13 protein-coding genes are annotated in these 21,149 nt (G+C 41.3%); 5 read left to right on the plus strand and 8 right to left on the minus strand.

The genetic code is table 11. The features are described from left to right. Positions 1-122: 122 nt before the first annotated feature. The 3 genes from VK664_RS24385 to VK664_RS24395 form a co-directional block, all read right to left on the minus strand. Complete coding sequence (locus VK664_RS24385; RefSeq protein ID WP_461401332.1) at positions 123-2,546, minus strand: ABC transporter permease; 2,424 nt, start codon at positions 2,544-2,546, stop codon at positions 123-125. Between the two features lie 220 nt (positions 2,547-2,766). Continuing rightward, positions 2,767-5,133: an ABC transporter permease gene (locus tag VK664_RS24390; protein ID WP_461401333.1), complete on the minus strand. Its 2,367-nt coding sequence runs from the start codon at positions 5,131-5,133 to the stop codon at positions 2,767-2,769. Between the two features lie 126 nt (positions 5,134-5,259). Beyond that, a complete protein-coding gene (locus VK664_RS24395; RefSeq protein WP_461401334.1) occupies positions 5,260-6,132 on the minus strand; it encodes an AraC family transcriptional regulator in 873 nt (290 codons plus the stop codon). Between the two features lie 110 nt (positions 6,133-6,242). Here VK664_RS24395 and VK664_RS24400 point away from each other — a divergent pair, with 110 nt between their 5' ends. The 5 genes from VK664_RS24400 to VK664_RS24420 all read left to right on the plus strand — a co-directional run bounded on the left by VK664_RS24400 (position 6,243) and on the right by VK664_RS24420 (position 16,226). Next, complete coding sequence (locus VK664_RS24400; RefSeq protein WP_461401335.1) at positions 6,243-9,362, plus strand: SusC/RagA family TonB-linked outer membrane protein; 3,120 nt, start codon at positions 6,243-6,245, stop codon at positions 9,360-9,362. 30 nt (positions 9,363-9,392) lie between these two features. Beyond that, positions 9,393-11,093: a RagB/SusD family nutrient uptake outer membrane protein gene (locus tag VK664_RS24405; protein ID WP_461401336.1), complete on the plus strand. Its 1,701-nt coding sequence runs from the start codon at positions 9,393-9,395 to the stop codon at positions 11,091-11,093. 12 nt (positions 11,094-11,105) lie between these two features. After that, positions 11,106-14,291 (plus strand): glycosyl hydrolase, encoded by a 3,186-nt coding sequence (locus VK664_RS24410; protein WP_461401337.1) that lies wholly within the window; start codon positions 11,106-11,108, stop codon positions 14,289-14,291. A 32-nt stretch (positions 14,292-14,323) separates the two neighbouring features. Then, a complete protein-coding gene (locus tag VK664_RS24415) occupies positions 14,324-15,757 on the plus strand; it encodes an arabinose isomerase (RefSeq protein WP_461401338.1) in 1,434 nt (477 codons plus the stop codon). Positions 15,758-15,836: 79 nt separating this feature from the next. Beyond that, positions 15,837-16,226 (plus strand): group III truncated hemoglobin, encoded by a 390-nt coding sequence (locus VK664_RS24420; RefSeq protein ID WP_461401339.1) that lies wholly within the window; start codon positions 15,837-15,839, stop codon positions 16,224-16,226. 67 nt (positions 16,227-16,293) lie between these two features. On the opposite strand, the gene VK664_RS24425 is transcribed toward VK664_RS24420, so the two are convergent. The 5 genes from VK664_RS24425 to VK664_RS24445 all read right to left on the minus strand — a co-directional run bounded on the left by VK664_RS24425 (position 16,294) and on the right by VK664_RS24445 (position 21,070). Then, positions 16,294-16,938: a DUF4097 family beta strand repeat-containing protein gene (locus tag VK664_RS24425; protein WP_461401340.1), complete on the minus strand. Its 645-nt coding sequence runs from the start codon at positions 16,936-16,938 to the stop codon at positions 16,294-16,296. A 67-nt stretch (positions 16,939-17,005) separates the two neighbouring features. Further along, positions 17,006-17,788, minus strand: coding sequence for a DUF4097 family beta strand repeat-containing protein (locus VK664_RS24430; protein WP_461401341.1), 783 nt, complete (start codon positions 17,786-17,788; stop codon positions 17,006-17,008). A gap of 261 nt (positions 17,789-18,049) precedes the next feature. Continuing rightward, complete coding sequence (locus VK664_RS24435; RefSeq protein ID WP_461401342.1) at positions 18,050-18,865, minus strand: zf-HC2 domain-containing protein; 816 nt, start codon at positions 18,863-18,865, stop codon at positions 18,050-18,052. Between the two features lie 2 nt (positions 18,866-18,867). Continuing rightward, entirely contained in the window at positions 18,868-19,416 is a 549-nt protein-coding gene (locus tag VK664_RS24440; RefSeq protein ID WP_461401343.1) for an RNA polymerase sigma factor, read from the minus strand. 121 nt (positions 19,417-19,537) lie between these two features. Further along, positions 19,538-21,070, minus strand: a complete 1,533-nt coding sequence (locus VK664_RS24445) for a sulfatase family protein (protein WP_461401344.1) — start codon at positions 21,068-21,070, stop codon at positions 19,538-19,540. Positions 21,071-21,149: the final 79 nt, after the last annotated feature.

A 21,149-nucleotide genomic window follows, 5' to 3' on the forward strand; every position in this document is an offset into this window, starting at 1 on the left:
AAATAATCAGGACAACCTAATGACGATTATTTTATGGTCTACATGATTACATTTATATCTTTCCTTCTCAATTCTACTTAGTTCAGCATAAATATGTGGAAATAAAATTCTATAAAAATGGTTTATTCTGTCCTTAAATTTTTGACCGGATCCGCGGTAGCCGCTTTTATAGATTGAAAACTTATGGTGACGAGTGCTATGCCTAGTGCTGTAAACGCCGCGACAAGATATACAACCCAGCTGATTGAAACCCGGTATGGGAAGTCTTGCAACCAACCATTCATTATCCACCATGAAAGTGGGAACGCTATGATGAATGCTATTATCACAGGCCTCAGAAATGAACTGCAAAGCATAGTAACAATACCCGCAACACTGGCACCCAATACTTTTCGAATTCCTATTTCCTTCACTCTTTGTTCAGCTGCAAAAGCCGTGAGCCCAAACAAGCCCATACAACCTACAAAAACCGCCATAACGGTAAATACAAGAAGTATAGTGCTCAGCTTATCTTCCTGGCTATACATAGCCGCAAAATTTTCATCAAGAAATTTATAATCAAATGGGTAATCAGGTGCCAGCCTGTTCCAAACCGCTTTTATCGAACTGATAGTTGCTGCAAGATTTTCCGTCCTGACTTTAACTGCCATCTTCTCTAAAACAGGGGGATAAATCTGGAGCACTGTTGTACTTAGTTTCTCATGTAAACTCTTAACATGAAAGTCTTTTACCACACCTATAACCTTTCCTTTTTTTACGGGGTTGATTGAATCAGGTATCCATTTGTCCCAGTTCAATCGCTGACCAAGGGCTTTTACAGGCGTAATGAATCCCAATTCCCGAACCGCCGTTTCATTGATGATAAAAGCCTCTTCTGCATCAGTTGCAAATTCTTTTGAAAATGGACGTCCGGCTACCATCTTCAAATTCATGGTATGGATGTAATCATAATCCACAATCAGTTGTACCGCCCCATGTGATTGATCACCATCCTTCCCCGGTACCGTGATTCCATCACCTGCCACTGCGTCGCCCGGAAGTCCATAACCACCGGTAACTCCGATAACGCCAGGAAAAGATTTTAATTCATCTTTAAACAGCTGTGAATTTGATGCAACTCCACTCCGTACATCAAAATAGATTAATTGGTCTTTACTAAAGCCAAGATCTTTCTGATGTAAAAAATTCATTTGACGGTAAACAATCACTGTGCTTACAATCAGGAAAGCGGATAATGCAAATTGCCCTATCACCAGTGCCTGGCGGATGCTGCCGGATGAACTGCTGGTATTTTTTGTTGGTTTCAGCCCTTTTAATACCCTTATCGGTTGAAAACCGGACATAATTAACGCAGGATATAAACCTGATAAAACACCAATCATTACAGCAAAGGCCAGGAGCGCGAAACCAAGCAAAGGATTTATTACAGGGTTAAATTGTATGGATTTGCCGGTAAAGCTATTCAGGTAATGAATGATAATAATGGTCGATATAGTAGCGAATATAATTGCAATCAATGACAAGAAAATCGTTTCACCGGTATATTGAATAATCAGTTGAATCCTGTCTGCCCCAACTACTTTCCGCAACCCAATTTCTTTTGCCCTGCGGAACGACCTTGCAGTTGCCAGGTTGATAAAATTAAAACAAGCTATAACCAATACAAACAAGGCAATCACTATTAAACCTTTTACATAAGTTTCGTTCCCTCTTTTCGCAATATCAAAACTAAACTCAGCTGAACCAAGATGAATACTTTTTAATGGTTGGAAATAGGGTAAATAAGTAAATCCCTGCACCTTAGTTTGTGGATGTGCCTCTTTTGTAATAGCTGTGTGGAACTTATTCTGAAGTGCCTTTATATCAGCATTAGGCTTGAGACGTACATATGTAAAAAACTGTTGCCAACGCCAGCTTCCGAGCAGATCACGCGGAAGGTCCGCCGAAGCTATCGACAACATGTAATTGAAGTCCAGATGAAAGTGTTCTGGTAAAGGCGCAAAAACACCTCTAACAATAAAATCCACTTTGTCAAGTTTGATCACCTGGCCAACCGGATCAGCATTTTTGAAATATTTTTTTGCTAAAGGTTCACTTATTACAATTGATAACCTTCCTTCCAGGCCATGTTTACTGTCACCTTTCACAAATTCCAATGGAAACATGTCAAAGAACGTTGAATCCGCTATGAATCCTTTTTCTTCGTAACCCCGAACATCACCGGCTTCCAGCAATTTTTTTCCACTCCACATCAACAAACGGCTTGTGTTCTCTACTTCCGGATAATGCTGCTGAAGATAAGGTGCGAAAACCGGCGGTGTATTTGCTGACGATGTGTTGCCGGATGCAGTAGTGGTTTTCAGATAAATCCGATAAATATTATCTCCATTGCGAACGAATTTATCATACTGAAGCTCATCGTGCACAAATAATCCAATTACCAGGCAACCCGCGATTCCAATAGTAAGCCCGAGGATGTTTATCAAACTAAATCCTTTGTAGCGCCATAAGTTTCGCAAGGCGACCTTAAAATAGTTTCTCAGCATAGTTGGCAGTTATTTTATGTCCAATACTGCTGAATCCACGAAAAATAAGCCAATTGTAATAAGTTCTCATGATCAGCCAGTTATAGCTTTAACAATCTACGAAACTGTTCGTTTTCGGACATTTACTGTCTGGAATTGACATTTTTTATATTGCGTCTTATAATTAAAGCCAAATAATTACAACCCGATAATTATAGTCCAATATAATGAAGGTTTAATCTTACTCAGATCGGAGACTGCGGACAGGATTTGTAACTGCTGCTTTCAGGGACTCATAACTTACCGTTATCCAGGCTATCATTAAAGCAATGATTGAAGCAACTACAAATATCAGCCAGCTTATATCAATATGATAAGCATAACTTTCAAGCCAGCTATTGATGAAGTACCATGAAACCGGGATAGCAATAAGTATCGCCAGCAAGATTAACTTCGTGAAGCCGGTGGATAATAAATACATAATCCCGAATACAGAAGCTCCAAGTACTTTCCTCACCCCTATCTCGCGCCTGCGTTGTTCCGCAAGAAAGGCCGACAATCCATATAAACCCATACTTGATATCAGTATGGCCAATACCGCAAATATGTTGAACAATGTACCGAGACGTTGCTCGCCCTGGTAAAGATTAGCTATGTCCTGATCAAGGAAATTAAATGCAAAAGGATAAGCCGGGTTAAGATCATCGCTGATTCGTTTCAACGCTTTTATGGTTGCTTCACTATTACCTGGTGAAGTTCGCACAATTACAAACCCGCCCCACCGATTGAGGTTAAGAACAAGAGGTTCGATTGGCTGCTGAATAGGTTTGAAATTAAAATCTTTTACTACGCCGATGATAACACCTTTGTTTCCCCACATAGACAGGGATTTGCCTACTGCTTCACTGGTTTTTATTCCCATAACTTTAAGGGCAGTTTCATTAACAAGGAAGTTGGAGGAATCGCCTTTAAAGGATTCAGAAAAATCCCGACCGCTTAAAAGTTGCATCTTGAATATCCTGATGAAGTTTTCAGAGATAGCCAGGTTGGGAATCACTACCTGTGACTTTGGATCTTTTCCTTCCCATACAACATCTATCGTACCTGAAGTGAGATTTGTCGGGAGATCATTTATGATTGTGAATTCTGTTGTTAAAGGGTTTTGTTTTAAAGCAGCCTTCATTGCATCTAGCTTACCCCACATCTCGCCCGTCATAGGCATATAGAGAAGATTCTCCTTGTCAAACCCGATGTTTCTTTTATGAATAAAATTCAGTTGCTTGTAAACAACTACGGTACCAATCAACAGCACAATGGAAACGATAAATTGTGTAACTACAAGGGTATTCCGGAAGAACAGGCTGCCACCTGATTTATTTAATGACCCCTTTAACACTTTCACCGGGCGAAATCCTGATAGGAACAATGCAGGATAACTGCCCGAAACAAGCCCGGTTGCCAAAGCCATACCCGCCAGGCCCAGCCAGATCTTCCCATCCATAAAATTGATGCTAAGCTTTTTACCGGCAATATTATTGAACAATGGGAGAAAGATAAACACGAGGCCAATGGCAATCAATAATGCCAGGAATGAGATTACCAGCGATTCGCCCATGAACTGCTGAATGAGTTGTCCACGCTTTGCGCCGGCTACTTTTCTTATGCCTACTTCCCTGGCCCTCCGGGCAGATCTCGCTGTGGCAAGGTTCATGAAATTGATGCAGGCAACTACGAGGATAAATACAGCAACGATCAAAAAAATGTTTACATATTGAACATTACCATGTCCCGGAAGATCTACCTGTAAGTTTGAATGAAGATGAATGCTGGTCAGCGGCTGTATTTGAAAATTGATCTTGAACTTCGGCTGTTTTGTTTTATAGATCGCATCCATCTGCTTTTCAAACTTTTTCGCCGAGGCCGTTCCGGCTACAACAGTTTTGTCTAACAGCAGGTATGCATAATAATTAAAATTGCCCCATGTATTGATTTTCAGATCCTGGTCTGTATTGGCTATTGCAGACATGGGCATTATAAAATCAAATTTGAGATGAGAGTTTGGCGGCAGGTCAGCAAAGATTCCTGTAACGGTTACAAAATCACCATTGTTTCTTTTCAGGGTTTTCCCCAGGGCCTGGTTCTTGCCAAAATACTTTTTTGCCATCGATTGAGTGAGCACTACGGCGTCTGGTCTTGCAAGCGCTGTCGTTGGATTACCGGCAATCAAAGGGAATGAGAATATCTCCAAAAAAGTAGAGTCAGCATAAAAAGTATTTTTCTCTTGGAACTTATTTTCACCGGCTTCAAATAACGTGGTGGTCAGATGACTGAGTCTTACGAAGTTCCTTACAGCCGGTAACTCCGCCTTTAACCCGGCCGGCATCCCTGCCGTGTTCACCGCTGCTTTGAAGTCACTCGCGTTACAGGTTATGCGAAATATGTGATCAGCATTTTTATGGAACCGATCATAACTCAATTCATGCTGAACCCATAACAGGATAAGTATACTGCAAGCCATCCCGATAGCCAGGCCGGAAATATTTATTAATGCATATGCTTTATGACGGGTAATATTCCGGAATGCAATCTTAAAATAGTTTTTTATCATGGCAGGTGTAATTGAGGTGAGTTTCAGTTATTACAACTCTGTGACGCCCCGGCTTTTGGATTTGTTACATTTTATGAGATATTTTTTATAAGATATTTTTTCATCCAAACTCATTGTCCGATTGAACTATAAGTTTTTTCGATACAGTTCCGGGGAGACCCCTGTTTTCTCTTTGAACAGCCTTGAGAAATAAAATGCAGATTCAAAATTTAATCGAAAAGCAACATCCTTGATTGAAATTGACTGATCAGATAATAGCAATTTAGCCTTTTCGATTTTCAATTGAAGCAGGTATTTATGTGGTGCGATCCCTGTGTAGTTTTTAAATGCTTTCCTGAACCAGGCATAACTAACATTTAATTGTTCTGCGACCTGCTCCATCGACAAATCACTCTCAACATTAGTGCGGAATATAATCCCTGCTTTCTTTATTACTGATGCTGTAATATCTTCTCCGGGAAATTGTTGTTGTTTGTTAAAAGAATGTATCTCACCAAGCAAATGCATCACGATACCTGCGATCAATGGTTGATAACCTGTTCTTTCCTCCTTGGTCTTTTCTATTATTTCATCAAATAACTGTACAATGATCTCATGGAGTCCAACCTCCAGTACAGCATTTTCTTTAGAAAAAAAATTTGGTGCGATATTGTCTATGATTGTTCCCTTAAAACCCACCCAATATTCATCCCATCCTGTTGTAGTACCTGGCTTAAAACGGTGCCATTCCCCGGGGAACAAAAGTATTATGGACCCTTCCTTTACAGGTTGTTCAGGGCACTTTATTGATTCAAAACTGCCCTCGCCTTTAGAGATATAAATAATCTGGTATTCATCAAGCACCCTTCCCTTTGACCAATTGAAATAATGATGAGCAGGATGATCGGGAGATGGATAACATACGTTTTTATTTATCCTGTTGCATCCTGCGTTCAACACATGCAAACCCCAGCTTTCATCTTCTGAACTGGTGGGAAGGTATTTGAAATAATTAATCATCTGATCTCAAAATGAATATCAAAAAGTGCAACTCAAATATCAGTTTGGTCATTTCCTTTCATTGGCAGGAAAGATATATTTGTTTCTCAAACTTCCAAAACAATTGCCATATGATGAAACATTTTCCTCCCCCCAAGGAACAGGTAGAGTTATGTTCCCCACAACTTAAGCAAGCCTGGGGCAAACAGCTGATCCTCTTTTTTATAATTTCATTTCTCCTTGCAAACACCCTCTCTGCCCAGACAAGAACTATAAGCGGAACGGTTAATGATGAAAGTGGTTTATCAATGCAGGGTGTGTCAGTGTTGCCAAAAGGTTCTTCAAAAGGGGTTTCTTCTTCCACTGATGGTAAATTCAGCATCACAATAACTGATTCCATCAAAACACTTGTTTTCAGCTATATCGGTTACGCTACCCAGGAAGTGACCATTGATCTTCAAAGCGAGATAGCTGTAACCATGAAAAGAGACTCAGGTAATCTGAATGATGTTGTGGTTATTGGTTATGGTACTGCAAGAAGAAAAGATATCACCGGTGCTGTATCCTCGGTAAAAGTAGAAGGCACTGCTTTATCACTTTTACCTAACGTTAACGCCCTGGAGTCACTAAAGGGAAACGTATCTGGTTTGAATATCGGTCCGGTTAATACTGCCGGCGCGCAGCCCGCAGTGATCATCCGCGGACAAAGAAGCATAAGCGGCATAAATGATCCGCTAATCCTTCTTGATGGCGTGATTTATCTCGGCTCCATCAGCGATATCAATCCTAATGATATCGCCAGTTTTGATATATTGAAGGATGCAGTATCAGCTGCAACTTATGGTTCCCGGTCAGCAAACGGGATAATTGCAATCACCACCAAAAAAGGAAAAACGGGTAAACCGGCAATAAATTTCAGGGCAAATGGAGGAGTTCAGACCTGGCAAAATCAACCGGTGATGATGAAGGGAGCTGAATGGATAACAGTTGTAAATGATCGCAACAGGTATGCTCCTGGTAGTACTAACTGGTTACAGGCGGGCGAACTTGCCAATTACAACGCGGGCAAGGAAACAGTCTGGCTCGATGAGGTTACACAAACCGGTGTTGTGCAGGACTACCAGGTTTCTGTTTCCGGAGCAGCACAAAACATCAACTATTATCTTTCAACTTCTTTCAATGACAACAAGGGCATCATAGTTGGTGATGACTTCAATCGAAAATCAATATTCGGTAAGTTAAATGCCAAAATTACTTCCTGGCTGGAGGTTGGTGTTGATGGAAACTATTCCCAGAGAGATTATGCCGGTGTACCGGCAAATGTCGGCGCCGCCCAACTCATGTCACCCTATGGCGTAGAGTATCGTGATGACCAGGGTAACCTTGAAAAATATCCATATACACAGTCCCTTATAAGTCCATTATGGGGTGTGCAGGATGGTACTATTACAAATAAAGATGTCACTGATAATTTCAGGTTGAATGCTTATGGCGTAGTACGTGTACCCTGGGTAAAGGGGCTGAGCTACCGCGCCAACTTTCTTTCGAATCTTGACAGACGGCATACCGGCACTTTCACATTTGAAGACTATTATATAAAGGAAGGTGCTGGGATACCAGGCAGGTATGACCCCGCCTCCGTTCAAAGCCTGCTGACTAATGCAAATGGTAATATTGATAACGGCACCACCACAAGTTATGTGTTCGATAACATCGTAAACTACGAAACAAATATTCTAAAACACAGGATCAATGTTACGTTGGTTGCCACCAGGGATCACCGCAAATACGAAGATGTAAACACTACCGGTAGTAATTTCGCTGCAAATGGTAATACAACCCTCGGTTATTTTGGATTATCAAAAGCAGCAGTTCAACGTGTGATTCTTACAAACGAAGAGAGGTCCAATATAGGTTACCTGGCGCGTCTTAATTATTCATTTAATGACAAGTATTATCTGACTGCATCCATACGCCGCGATGGCGCGTCTGTGTTTGGAGCGGACAAGATCTGGGCAAATTTTGCTGCAATTGGCGGCGCCTGGATGATCTCGAACGAAAACTTCCTTAAAAACTTTGGTGCATTGAGTTCTCTCAAACTTAAAGCATCATGGGGACAGAACGGTAACCAGGGACTTAGTCCTTACGCTACCCTTTCACAAGTACAGAACAGCGCGGCGGGAAATGCACGTTATGAATTTTCCAATGCGCCCGGCAGTATAAGTTATGGACTCGTGCAGACTACGCTAGGTAATCCATCACTTGGCTGGGAAAAAACAACAGCGTTCAATTTCGGGTTTGAGTCAGGGTGGCTACACAATCGTTTATTTGTTGATATGGATGCTTATAAGTCATCAACCACAGATCAGATCTTCGTACGCGTCATTCCAATATTTACCGGTTTTAATACGCAACTCGCATCACTGGGTGAAGTTTCAAACAAAGGGATTGAGTTAACGGTAAGAACTGTCAACATTCAGAAAAAAAATCTGACCTGGTCATCTGCCCTAACATTCTGGAAGAATAGCAATATACTTGAACACCTGTATAACGAAGACAAAAATAAGGACGGACTTGAAGATGATGATATTGCAAACAACTTTTTTATAGGCAAATCACTTGGCGCCATTTATGGGTATGAACAAGATGGAATTGTACAGACAGCCGATGCTTCTTATATAGCAATGACAGGGGCAGCACCAGGCGCACCGAAATACAAAGACCTGAACAATGACAAAAAAATTGATCCTACAGACAGAACTATTCTTGGCTATACTAAGGAAAACTTTCGACTGAACCTAAGCAATACCGTGCAGTATAAGAACCTCGAATTATATGTGATGATCTCCGGAATTTTTGGTGGTAACGATTTTTATCAGCAAAGCAACACGGCAGCTTATATGACTTCCGGTACCGGTCGTTTTAACGATAACACTATCTCAAAACCTTATTGGACACCAACAAATATGACTAATGTTTATCCATCCGCATATTTTTCGGGGGATAGTAGGTTCCTTGGTCTTCAGTCAAGAGGTTTTGTAAGAATCCAGGATTTATCTCTTTCCTACACATTTGATGGTAAATGGATGAAACCGGCACGGATCAATAACTTCCGGGTTTTTGCAGCTGCGAAAAATGTTGCCACATTAACCGACTGGGTCGGAGGTGATCCTGAAACAGGTACTTCTGTGCAGGCAAATACTTTTCCGGTACCCACTACATTATCACTTGGTATCAGCCTGGGCTTTTAACTCCGGCTTCTAACATAAAAAAAGTTTAAGATGAAATATAGCAAACTTAAAACGCTGTTCGCTTACATATTCTGCCTCGTATTTGTATTCAGCTGCACAAAGGTTGATGAGCGGTTTTTGCAGGCAACCCCTGAAACCTTCTATACGGTTGATAACATATTTTCAACCTCAGCCCAGGTTGACCAGGCTGTGGTAGCCATCTATTCGCAGCTAAGAGACATTTGGGCAAATCCCAACGAAGAAAACTGGATCTTCGTATTTCGTGGCAATGGCACAGATATGTTTGATGTACCGAGCATCAGGCGGGCAAATACATTTAATAACTATGGTACAATAAATGCCAATAATGCAATATTCAACAGTGCGTTTGCAACCTGGTACCAGATAATAGCCAAAGCAAACCTGGCAATCTATAGTGCAGAACTTCCTGCTATAACCTGGTCGTCGGCAGCAGAAAAAGCAAATACCCTTGCGCAGGCCAGGTTCTTCAGGGCATTTGCATATCGTAACCTTGGGGAATTATTCGGCGGAGTTCCTATCGTTACTGAAATTTCCACTAGTGCGAAATATGATTTCAAACGCTCCACCAGGGTAGAGACCTATCAGTATGCAATAGACGAACTACTTGCTATCGAAAATGATTTACCTGAAGTGACTGCCAGCGGTGGCAGACTGGTGAAAGGCGCTGCGCAACATAATCTCTGTGAATTATATCTTGCCCTGGGCACACAACTCGCTGCAGATGGCAATGCTTCCGGTGCGCAGACTGCGTTCACCAAATCTGTAACCTATGGCAATAAGGTTATTGACGGAGGTACTTATTCGTTAATGAAAGACCGTTTTGGAGCGAGACGAACTGAGACCAAGGGAAATGTATATTGGGATCTGTTCCAGGAAAATAACGTGAATTACCAGGATGGAAACCGTGAATGTATCTGGGCAATCCAGATTGATTATGCAGCTTACAGGGCTGAAGATCCCCGGTCCAAATTGCCATACTCACGAACTTACGGACCGGTTTTTCGCAATGGCGCCCCCGCCCACCTGGGTGGAACTCTTGAAGATGTAGGTGGTCGTGGTATATCACAGATCACTCCTACTCTATACACGAGAGACCTGATCTATTCTGACAAGTACGCAGATGATATGCGTAATTCGGAAATTGTTTTCAGACGGATATTTCTTGGCAACATTACCACATCTCCTTATTTTGGAATACCTGTTCCATGGTCTGTATTATACAATACAAAAGATAACCAAAGCCTGGATTATCCTGTGTCCTGTAAGATTGCTACTGACAAGTACACCGGAGTTGCAGATGGAGAAAATCTGAGCAATCTTTTCAGGGATGATTATTTTATCCGCCTGTCTGAAACAATCTTATTACGCGCTGAAGCAAAGCAAAGACTGGGAGATAAAAACGGGGCAGCATCTGATATCAACCTCCTGAGAGACCGTGCTAAGTCAGGATACAAGGTGACTGCAGCAGATGTTGATAACGATTTCAATCTTATTTTAGATGAAAGGGCACGTGAACTTATTTATGAAGAATGCAGGTGGAACACATTATTGCGGATGGGTGGAAGAATAGCCACTGAGCGTATAAAGAAATACGCGTTCTGGCCCGAGGCAAGTGCCACATTAACTTTCAATTATAATTTATGGCCAATTCCACAATTGGTTATCGATGCCAATAAAGATGTTAAATTGGAACAAAACCCCGGATGGTAAAGCCGGCCCTGTATGAAATTCATCAAATCCATTATGTTCAAAACGCTTCTTTTTTCCTGGTGCATTCTTATCTCTGTCCTGCTTTCAGCACAAAACCCGGGTTACGGGCTGAGTACATCCACCGCTGTCCGTTATGATCAATTAAAAAAAGAGTTTGTTTCACCGCCGCCGGAAAGTCGCTTAAGATGTTATTGGTGGTGGTTAAACAGTATGGCAACCAAACAGTCCATTACCCGTGACCTGGAAGAAATGAAAGCCAAGGGTTACGGTGGAGCATCGATTGTTGATGCAGGAAGCTCAAGTTATGATGTTGCAAAAAAGACCGCGGCCGGCCCTGCCTTTATGAGTGATGGCTGGATGGAGCTTTATAAACATGCAATAAAAGAGGCGCAGCGCCTGGGCATAGAGTTAAGTGTAAATATACAAAGTGGATGGAACCCTGGCGGGCCCACAATAACCCCTGAGCTTGCACTGAAAAAAATTGTTTATTCAGATACTATATCGGAAGGCGGAAAGCGAATAGAAATGACGCTTCGCCAACCTCTTTCAAAACTGATTTATAAGGACATCATTATACAGGCTTTCAAAGAAATACCAGGTATTCAACAAATAAAAGATAGTGTTATTAAAAACTGGGGTATCAAATCATTCAATCAAAGTTTTGGCTTCAAGGGAACTTATCCTTTGTATAAACTTCGGGAAGAATATGATGACGCAGAAAAAATAACCGGCATAAGGAAAGAAGAAATAATTGATTTAACTGATAAATTTACCGATGGAAAACTGAACTGGGAAGCTCCCCCGGGAAAATGGACCATAATCAGGTATGGCTGGACGGCAACCGGTGCAGTGACTTCTACGACCAGTGATGGCTGGAACGGCTTGTCACTTGATCATCTTGATCCTGCTGCATTTGAGAAATTCAATACTGATGTAATATCCCCTTTAATCAACACTGCAAAGGAAGCGGGAAACAGTCTTCATTATCTTCAGACAGATAGCTGGGAAATGGGAAATGTTGGATGGACTGACAATTTTCCGAATGAATTTAAAAAATATCGCGGCTATGACATAAGTCCTTATCTGCCGGTACTTGCAGGCCGTGTTGTTGAAAGCGTTGAACAGTCTAACCGGTTTTTGCAGGACTATCGTAAAACAATCGGTGATTGCATCGCTGCAAATCATTACCAGCTATTGAGTGACCTTGCTCATAAAAACGGGCTTGGTATTCATCCCGAATCTGGTGGGCCACATTCAGCTCCTGTTGATGCTTTAAGGGTGCTTGGTATAAGCGAATTTCCTCAAGGTGAATTCTGGGCAACAGCCAACACTCACAGAATTAAAGATGATGAAAGGCTTGCGGTGAAACAAAGCGCTTCTGTGGCTCATACTTATGGGAAAAGATATGTCGCTGCTGAGGGCCCCACTTCAATCGGACCTCAATGGGAAAGATCACCAAAGGATCTTAAATCTAATATCGACCGCGTGTTTTGTTCGGGTGTGAACCGGATAGTTTGGCACACTTTCACATCGTCTCCCCCTGAATATGGTAAACCCGGGAATGAATATTTTGCCGGTACACATATGAATCCAAACGTCACCTGGTGGAACCAGGCTGGCAGTTTTATCGATTATCTTAACCGTTGTTCTCATCTCCTTGCAAAAGGCTTATTTGTAGCTGATGCTTTATATTATTACGGCGATGATGTTCCTAATTTTGTGTTCCTCAAAGAAGAGGTCAAGAATCTTGCGTTTGGCTATGATTGGGACAAATGTTCAAAACAGGTTTTATTGGAAAGATCATCTGTAAGGGATCAAAAGCTTTTGCTAAAAGATGGAATGACTTACCGTGTGTTGATTTTGCCTGAAGAAAATGCGATCGACCTGCAAGTGCTTAGAAAGATAGACACATTGGTCAAAAATGGTCTGACAGTTATCGGACCAAGACCGGATAAATCAAACAGTCTCACGAACTATCCTGCTAATGATAATGAAATAAACGAAATAGCCTCAAGATTATGGGGTTCCATTGATGGAAGTTCAGTGAAAGAAAATGTTTATGGCAAGGGTAAGGTAATCTGGGGAATAGATGTCAATACAGTTCTAAAAGAAATGCAGGTAAAACCTGATCTTGAGTTTAAGGGCAACAATGAAAACACTGCGCTTGACTATATACATCGTTCTACCGATTCCATGGAGATTTATTTCGTCGTGAACAGATTTGGTCGCAAAGACATTAATGATTTCCAGTTTCATTATCTCACATCCTTACCTGACAGGTATGAACAAACAGAATGCAGGTTTCGTGTCAGCGGTATGATTCCCGAATGGTGGGATCCGATGACCGGAAAAGTCACTGAGATCTCTGTCTACCATGAAGAAAATGGCCAGACAATTATCCCGATATCGTTTGAGCCTGAAGGATCAAAGTTTATCATATTCCGGAAACCAACATCCGCGAATGGCCTGATAGCGAAACCACATATTGTGAGCATCCTGGCCGATGGCAAACTCATATTTCCGGGTAGTCAGTTGGATAATAAAAGGCCCATCAATAATGAAAGGCCCATTGATATTGTAAAATCGGGTAATAGCATAGCGGCTTCCGTGACTAAAAGCGGAAACTATGAATTATCCTGGTCAGATGGAACTAAAAGTCAACACAATCTCAGGGTCAATGAGCAGATTCAGACGCTGCCGGGTAAATGGAACATATTCTTCGATCCTGCCTGGGGAGGTCCGGCTGAAATATCAACTGATAGCCTCAGATCCTGGACTGCGTTTGATGATGAGCGTATAAAATATTACTCAGGTAAGGCAGTGTATAAGAAAGACTTTGTGATCGGAAAAAACATGAGCGATTCGAAAATTATGCTCGACCTTGGCAATGTTTTGGAAATGGCTTCAATAACGGTCAATGGTCATAAGTTGCCTGTGAAATGGAGTGCTCCGTTCGAATTTGAGATCACGCAATTTGTTAAGGCAGGCAATAACAAGCTGGAGGTTGAAGTGGTAAACCTATGGCCAAACAGGCTGATCGGCGATAGTAAATTACCTGCCGAGAAACGCCTTACAAAAACGAATATCATGAAATATGACAAACCCGATTCAGAAAAAATGCTGCGGGAATCTGGTCTGATTGGACCGGTAACGCTTACGTATACTCGATTTACCAAATTAGTTCTCAGCAAAAAATAATAAAATACCAAACCAGGGAAGATCTTAATACCATGACAACAGAAAAATTCAAATTCAAAGCTGGGCTGTTCGGAATTGGACTTGAAACTTATTGGCAGCAGTTTCCTGGTTTGAAATGTAAGCTGCAATCAAACCTCAACCTGATCAGTGAAAGAATTAGTGAGTTTGATGCAGAGATAGTGAACCTTGGGCTGGTAGATAATCCCCGGATGGCCATGCAGGCGGGCCACCGTTTTCGTCAGTCAGATGTTGATATCATATTTTTATATGTGTCTACCTACGCGCTTTCATCAACAGTATTGCCAGTCGTACAAAGAGCAAAAGTGCCTGTGGTAATCCTTAACTTATCGCCGGCACCAGCCATTGATTATGCAGCTTTCAATTCGATGAACGATCGTAATGCTATGACAGCTGAATGGCTTTCTTACTGTTCCGCCTGCCCCGTTCCGGAAATTGCCAACGTCCTAAAACGTGCCGGAATCAAATTTTTTGAGGTGACCGGAATTCTCGAGAACGATATAGAATGCTGGAATGAATTGAAAGAATGGGTTGATGCAGCAAAGGTCGCACATATATTAGCACATAATACACTCGGTGCAATGGGCAATTATTATCCCGGCATGCTGGACATATACACTGATCTTACGCTCCAGGTTGCCAGTTTTGGAGGTCATATAGAGATAATAGAAGTAGATGAACTGACTGATCTTAGAAAAGAAGTTCCGGATATCGATATTAACAAAAGGGTTCAGCAGTTCCAGGATAGTTTTGACATTCAGCCAGGTTGCCATCCTGATGAATTGGTAAAATCTGCCCGTACATCCATTGCCCTTGACAAACTCGCCACAAAATATGATTTAGGTTCACTGGCATATTATTACAAAGGCACATCTGGCAGCGAAAACCAGGAAACCATTACATCAATAATTCTCGGAACTTCCTTACTAACTGCAAGAGGTATTCCCGTAGCAGGTGAATATGAAATAAAAAACGCGCAGGCAATGAAGATCATGGATAGTTTTGGAGCCGGTGGATCATTTACTGAGTATTATGCCATGGACTTTGATGACGATGTAGTATTGATGGGTCACGATGGTCCTGGTCATATTGGAATTGCGGATAAAAAAACAAAGGTCCGTCAGCTTGAACAGTATCATGGAAAAGCAAGCAGTGGTCTTTCAGTGGAGATGAGTGTAAAACACGGAGCAATCACCTGCCTGTCAGTGGTTGAAATAAACGGACGCTTAAAGTTCCTGGTTGCTGAAGGTGAATCGGTACCGGGGCCTATACTTCAAATCGGAAATACCAATAGCCGTTACCAATTCTCTATCGGTGCCAGGAAATTTGTAAATGAATGGAATGCCCAGGGACCGGCACACCATTGTGCAATCGGTGTCGGACACATTGCTTCCAAAATAAAAAAACTTGGAGATCTCCTCGGGCTGGAAACAATCAAGGTTTGCTGAAATTATATTTACCAGATACCATCTTAGCAGTACCTTGCTATTTCGAAAAATATAAAATTCATGTTGAATATAGGGAAAGATGGTGAAGATTAAGAAGGATATTGAAAACCGCGCGGATGTGGAATTGCTCATCAACAGTTTTTATGATAAGGTCAAACCTGATCCCGTGATCGGTTATATATTCACTGATATCATGAAAATAAACTGGCAGGAACACCTGCCAGCTATTTATAACTTTTGGGAAAACACAATTCTTTACACTGGCAATTACAGCGGTAACCTTATGCAAATTCACAGGCACATAAATGATGTAACACCTTTGTCGTCGCAGCAGTTTAAAAGATGGACCGATTTGTTTTGTGCAACAGTTGATGAACTGTTTGAAGGTGAAAAAGCAATTCTCGCAAAACAAAGAGCCCTTGGTATTTCAACTACTATGCAGATTAAGATACTTCATTCACCCTCCTGATATTATTTTATTCACCGCCCTGATTTCATCTGCCTGATATCATCTCCCTTACATTATTTCCCTGATATTATTTAGAAGAATCTCTCAAAAATATATCGCCACTGATCGTTTTAAGATTTACTTCCGTGCCGCCGCCTTTGTAACGGCTGCTGATATCTGCTGAGCCCTTTTTGGAATTGATAGACTCTTTGTCCAGGATATTGCTGTACACGGTACCTGTAATCGTACTTAATTTGAAATCAGCTTTCAGATCCGATGGTATAAGAAGGTCGATAAACCCGCTGATACTATTTGCCTTTACTTCGGCAGTCTGCCCGGTTATTACAATATTCCCATTAATGGTTTCTACCTTGATCGGAGCTTTTTCAGGAACATAGATATCCCAGTAGATATCAGTTTTACAACAATTAGAATCTTCCTTCCAGTTATTGCTACGCTTTGATTCAATCTTTGCATTAACCGTTATGGCATCTTTTGAGTCATCAAATTCAACAATATATTCGTCATTGTACCTGTTTTCGGCAATTGAAATAGAAGCCTTGACCGACACTTCGTTTTTGTTCCAGGTAGTAATTTTGATTGAATCTGCGATCTGCAGTTTCAGTCTGATATCTTTTTTGTCACTATAGTTAAACGTTTTGTCGATCATTTTTTGTGCGCTTACTGCAGTGGCTATGATGCAAAAAATTAATGCGACCGATATATTTTTCATACATGAGTAGTTAAGAATAATAAAATGATAGTGGTTCGAAAACATTGTCTCTTGTAAAATCGTTGCCTTATGATTTGCGGAGATAAATGTTTCCGCTGATATTGGTTATTTTGAAGGTTACTCCTCCACCATTCAACTGTGCTTTTAGTTTTGATCCACCAACCTGCTTTAGTTTTTTGTCGGTTGTTGTTAAATCAAAATCAGAAAAGAACGCACCGGAAACTGTTTCCATTTCAAGATCAATACCTGATTTTGCTGGTAGTGTAACATCAATTTCACCGCTTATAGATGCCAGTGATATTGGCTTATCTTTACTCAATTCAGTAAAGACGATGTTCACATCTCCTGCAATGGTAGACAACACCAGGGGACCGGTTACATTTTTCAGGGTTATATCCTGGCAATTTTTTACTTCCACTTCGTTTTTGATATTTGAAACACTCACCTTTCCGGAATTGCCACATTCATTGCTAACACGGAGACTGAAGTTTTCCGGAACCCTGATCTTATAATTTGCTTTTTTATATATCGGCAGTAAACAATTCAATGTAATCTGGTTGCCATTTTTTTCCACTGCAATAGCTATCCCGGTATTGTCCGTACCCTGTGAGTAAACAGGGGTCAGCCCTTTTGCACGGTCGGGAGGTTTTGTAGAGTGATCAGAAACAATGATTATCTCATTGCCACTATAACCTTCTATCGGAAGATTACCCGGGAATTGATTCAGCGTTAGCTTGCCTTCTTTTGAATTTTGCACCTGTATCTTGTATTCCTGTGCATTTAATGCCCCCGATAAAAATCCACCGATACAAATGAAGAACAGAACGTTTTTTAATATGGTATTTTTCATTTTTAATTGTTTTATGTTTAAGCTTGCCAGCATTGATTACTTATTTTTTTTTCGTGAAATTTTGTTATCAGATTTTGTTATCAGATTGTGTTATCAGATTTTATTGCCAGATCTTGTTGTCAGATCTTATTGTCAGATCTTGATAATTGTATGTATTTGTATGAAAATCCTGGATTTTTGGTGCAGATAATTCCCATAAACAACAAGCGCTTGTTGATTCAGGTATTAATCGTGAGCAAAAGCTCCCGGGTATTTCAGAAGTCACAATAACTTCAGGCCCTTTGATGCAGCATCTTTAACCGGGGGAAGAGTCGACTTATCAGAAAGGATCTCTTTAATCGGGCCGATCGCTTTCACTTCTTTTTTATCTGTAAGTATATTTATCAGCACAATCTGAACAATGGGTTCTTTTTGCTGCCGCAGGGAATTGACCAGCGAATCTCTGACTGTCTGGTTGGAAGTAAATCTCGACACGGTGTTCAGTGCGGCCAGCCTGACATTTACATTTTGATCAAGATTAAGCGTATTGATAAGCGCCCGTATTACATCTTCCCCTGGGTTGTTCATCTGTTCCACATAAGTTACCGCCTTGATTCTTTCACTCGCCGATTCATCATTGAGCAGGTTAAGCATAATTGCTTCTTTCATTTCCTTTACCTCAGTTTTCAGACCGGCCATCTGTGCAGTAGTTTCATTTTCACTTTTTGAGCGGGTAACCACGCTACCAATCACTACACCGCCTGCTATCAGTAATATACAGGCCGCGATCTTCATCAGGATATTTCTGATTGGCAATAAAGGCACCGCCTTCTCTGCAATCGGGTCTATGATTCTTGTTGTAGCCAGAATATTTATCTCCGATTGAAGCATGGTATCAAAATTCTCTTTGAGGCCAATACCAGGAAGAACCGGATGTTGACCTGCAATTGAGCTGAATATTTCTTTATATTCCATCAACTCCCGGCTACAAGACTCACAGGTATTCAGATGCAGTTCCAAAGCCGTTCTGCTGGTTTGAGGCAGCTCATTATCCAGATAATCTATTAATAACAATAGCACATCATTACATTTCATCATCTTCAATCCTTTTGTTTGAAATAAATTTGTTTCAACTCTTTAATTGCCCGGTGAATCTGGACCTTAATCGACCCTTCAGACATGTTCTTCATCTTCGAGATCTCGCGGTATTTAAGTCCTTCAAACCTGCTTAATACTATCAGCTCACGGTCAACCGGGCCAAGTTTACCAAGGGCGAGATGCAATTTTTCAAAATCCTTTTCTACAAAGCCTCGTTCGGCAACGGCCGTTTCTATTTCTGAAAAATGAAATGAGTTCTTTGTTATATCCGTGATTCTTTTTTCCTGCTTACAATAGTCTGCGTGCATGTTCCGGGCCATTTGGTACATCCATGATTTAAACGACCCTTTGTCGGTATGGTAGCTATCCCTATACCGTATTATCCTATAGAAAAGGTTTTGAGTCAGATCTTCACTTTTTTGTTTATCGGTTGTCAATTTCAGGAAAAAGTTGAAGATCGCTACATGATAACGATTGAAAAGTTCAGACAGATCGGACAAATGACCGTTCTTAACGCTAACCATTATTTTTTCGTCTGATAAAGCTGACACCAGTTACTTGTATTGATTTGTTATATGGATACTCCGGTTTGAATAAATAGTTACAGGAATTTTAAAAAAAAATGAAATATTATTCATAAAACCTGGATTGACTGTCTCGGGCTATCCTGGATTATCTGGTTGATGCCGTTACGTTTTCCCTCCAGGCAACCAATTTTTTCCTGAGAGTATTCACTATTTGTATTTCCTGTATGGCCAGGTTGTTCTTTTCAAATCTATCGTCAGCTATATTATATAATTGAACATCACTCCCATCCCTGTTCATTAATAGTTTCCATGGTCCGCTGCGTACAGCAAGTTGTGGACTCCTGTCACCCGGTTGTTTGGGATAATCAAACCCAACTTCGTTCCGACCATACTCCCAAAAAATTTCTTTTTTGCGTTTTGTTTGCTTACCAAGCAGAACCATGCTCAAATCTTCACCGTCACTTGAGACATCTCTCCTAACTCCGCCCAGGCTTGCAAAAGACGGCAAGAGATCTAGAGCCGTAATAACCGAAGATGAATCTATAGTCCCTTTTGGAATATTTCTGCCCCATACAATGAAAGGCATCCTGATTCCGCCTTCAAAAAGAGAAAGTTTTGTGCCGCGCATACCTGCAGAACGTTCATGCCGGAAATTTGGGGCAGGGCCATTGTCGCTGGTAAAAACCACCAAGGTATTTTTATCAAATCCCATCGTTTTAAGACTATCCAATAACCGCCCGATCTGGACGTCATATTCATTTAAGACCCTTAAGAAATTTTTTTCGAGGTCACCTTCTTTTTTTATAAAATCGGTTCCTGGCACCCAGGGAGTATGCACGTCATCGGGCCATAGATTTATAAAGCAGGGCTTTCCTTTATTTTTCCTGAGAAAATCCAGCGTCTTGTCAACAAAATAGGCTGTTCTGTTCCAGCGACGGACGCTATCTGTGTCCGCCCAGATCCAGTTCGAGGAAGTTAGCATTGGGTCAGGATCTGGGCTCTCCCAGGTACTGCTCCATTCGGAAAAACCATAGTTGCTTATTGATGGCGCATCCTTCACATCCCGTCCTCCGCCCATATGCCATTTTCCAAAATGAGCGGTAAGGTAGCCGGCGTTTTTGAGTGTTTTTGCTAATGTCGGAGCAGATGGATTCAGGTAGTCATTTTGTTCACAATCGAGGTTATGTTTCTTGTCACTCAAATAATTTGTGATATTCCATTTTGTTGGGTGCATGCCCGTAAGAAATCCTACACGCGATGGTGAGCAAACAGGGGAAGCACTATAATAATTCGTAAATCTTCTTCCTTCCTTCGCCATTTTATCAAGGTTTGGAGTCCGGTAACTACCATTGTAGCAACTCAGGTCACCATATCCCATATCATCTGTCAGGATAAAAATGATATTCGGTGGTTTATCGTTCACCACTTTAGCTTGCCCCGCAGATGGGGTTGGAAAACTTAAAAAAAAGAAGCAAGTAACCATCGTGGCCTGAAAGACAGAGGTCGTCGGAATGGCCGAAGTAGCTGGAATGGTTGAGGTCGCCGGAATAGCTGAGGTCACAGGAATAGCTGACATTGCAGTAAAAGCTGACCTCGCAGTAATAGTTGAAGTCACAGCAATAGCTGACATGGCCGGAATGGCTGATGTAGTCTGAAAGGCTGACCGGTAATTTGGCATATTACATATTGAATGCCGAATTTATAGCATTCATTTTACTAAAGAGCCAGTCTTGCCTTTGGCCAATAAACAGGACAAT

The sequence above is a fragment of the Flavitalea sp. genome (assembly GCF_035489435.1).
In the GTDB taxonomy this organism is placed as follows: domain Bacteria; phylum Bacteroidota; class Bacteroidia; order Chitinophagales; family Chitinophagaceae; genus DATHKG01.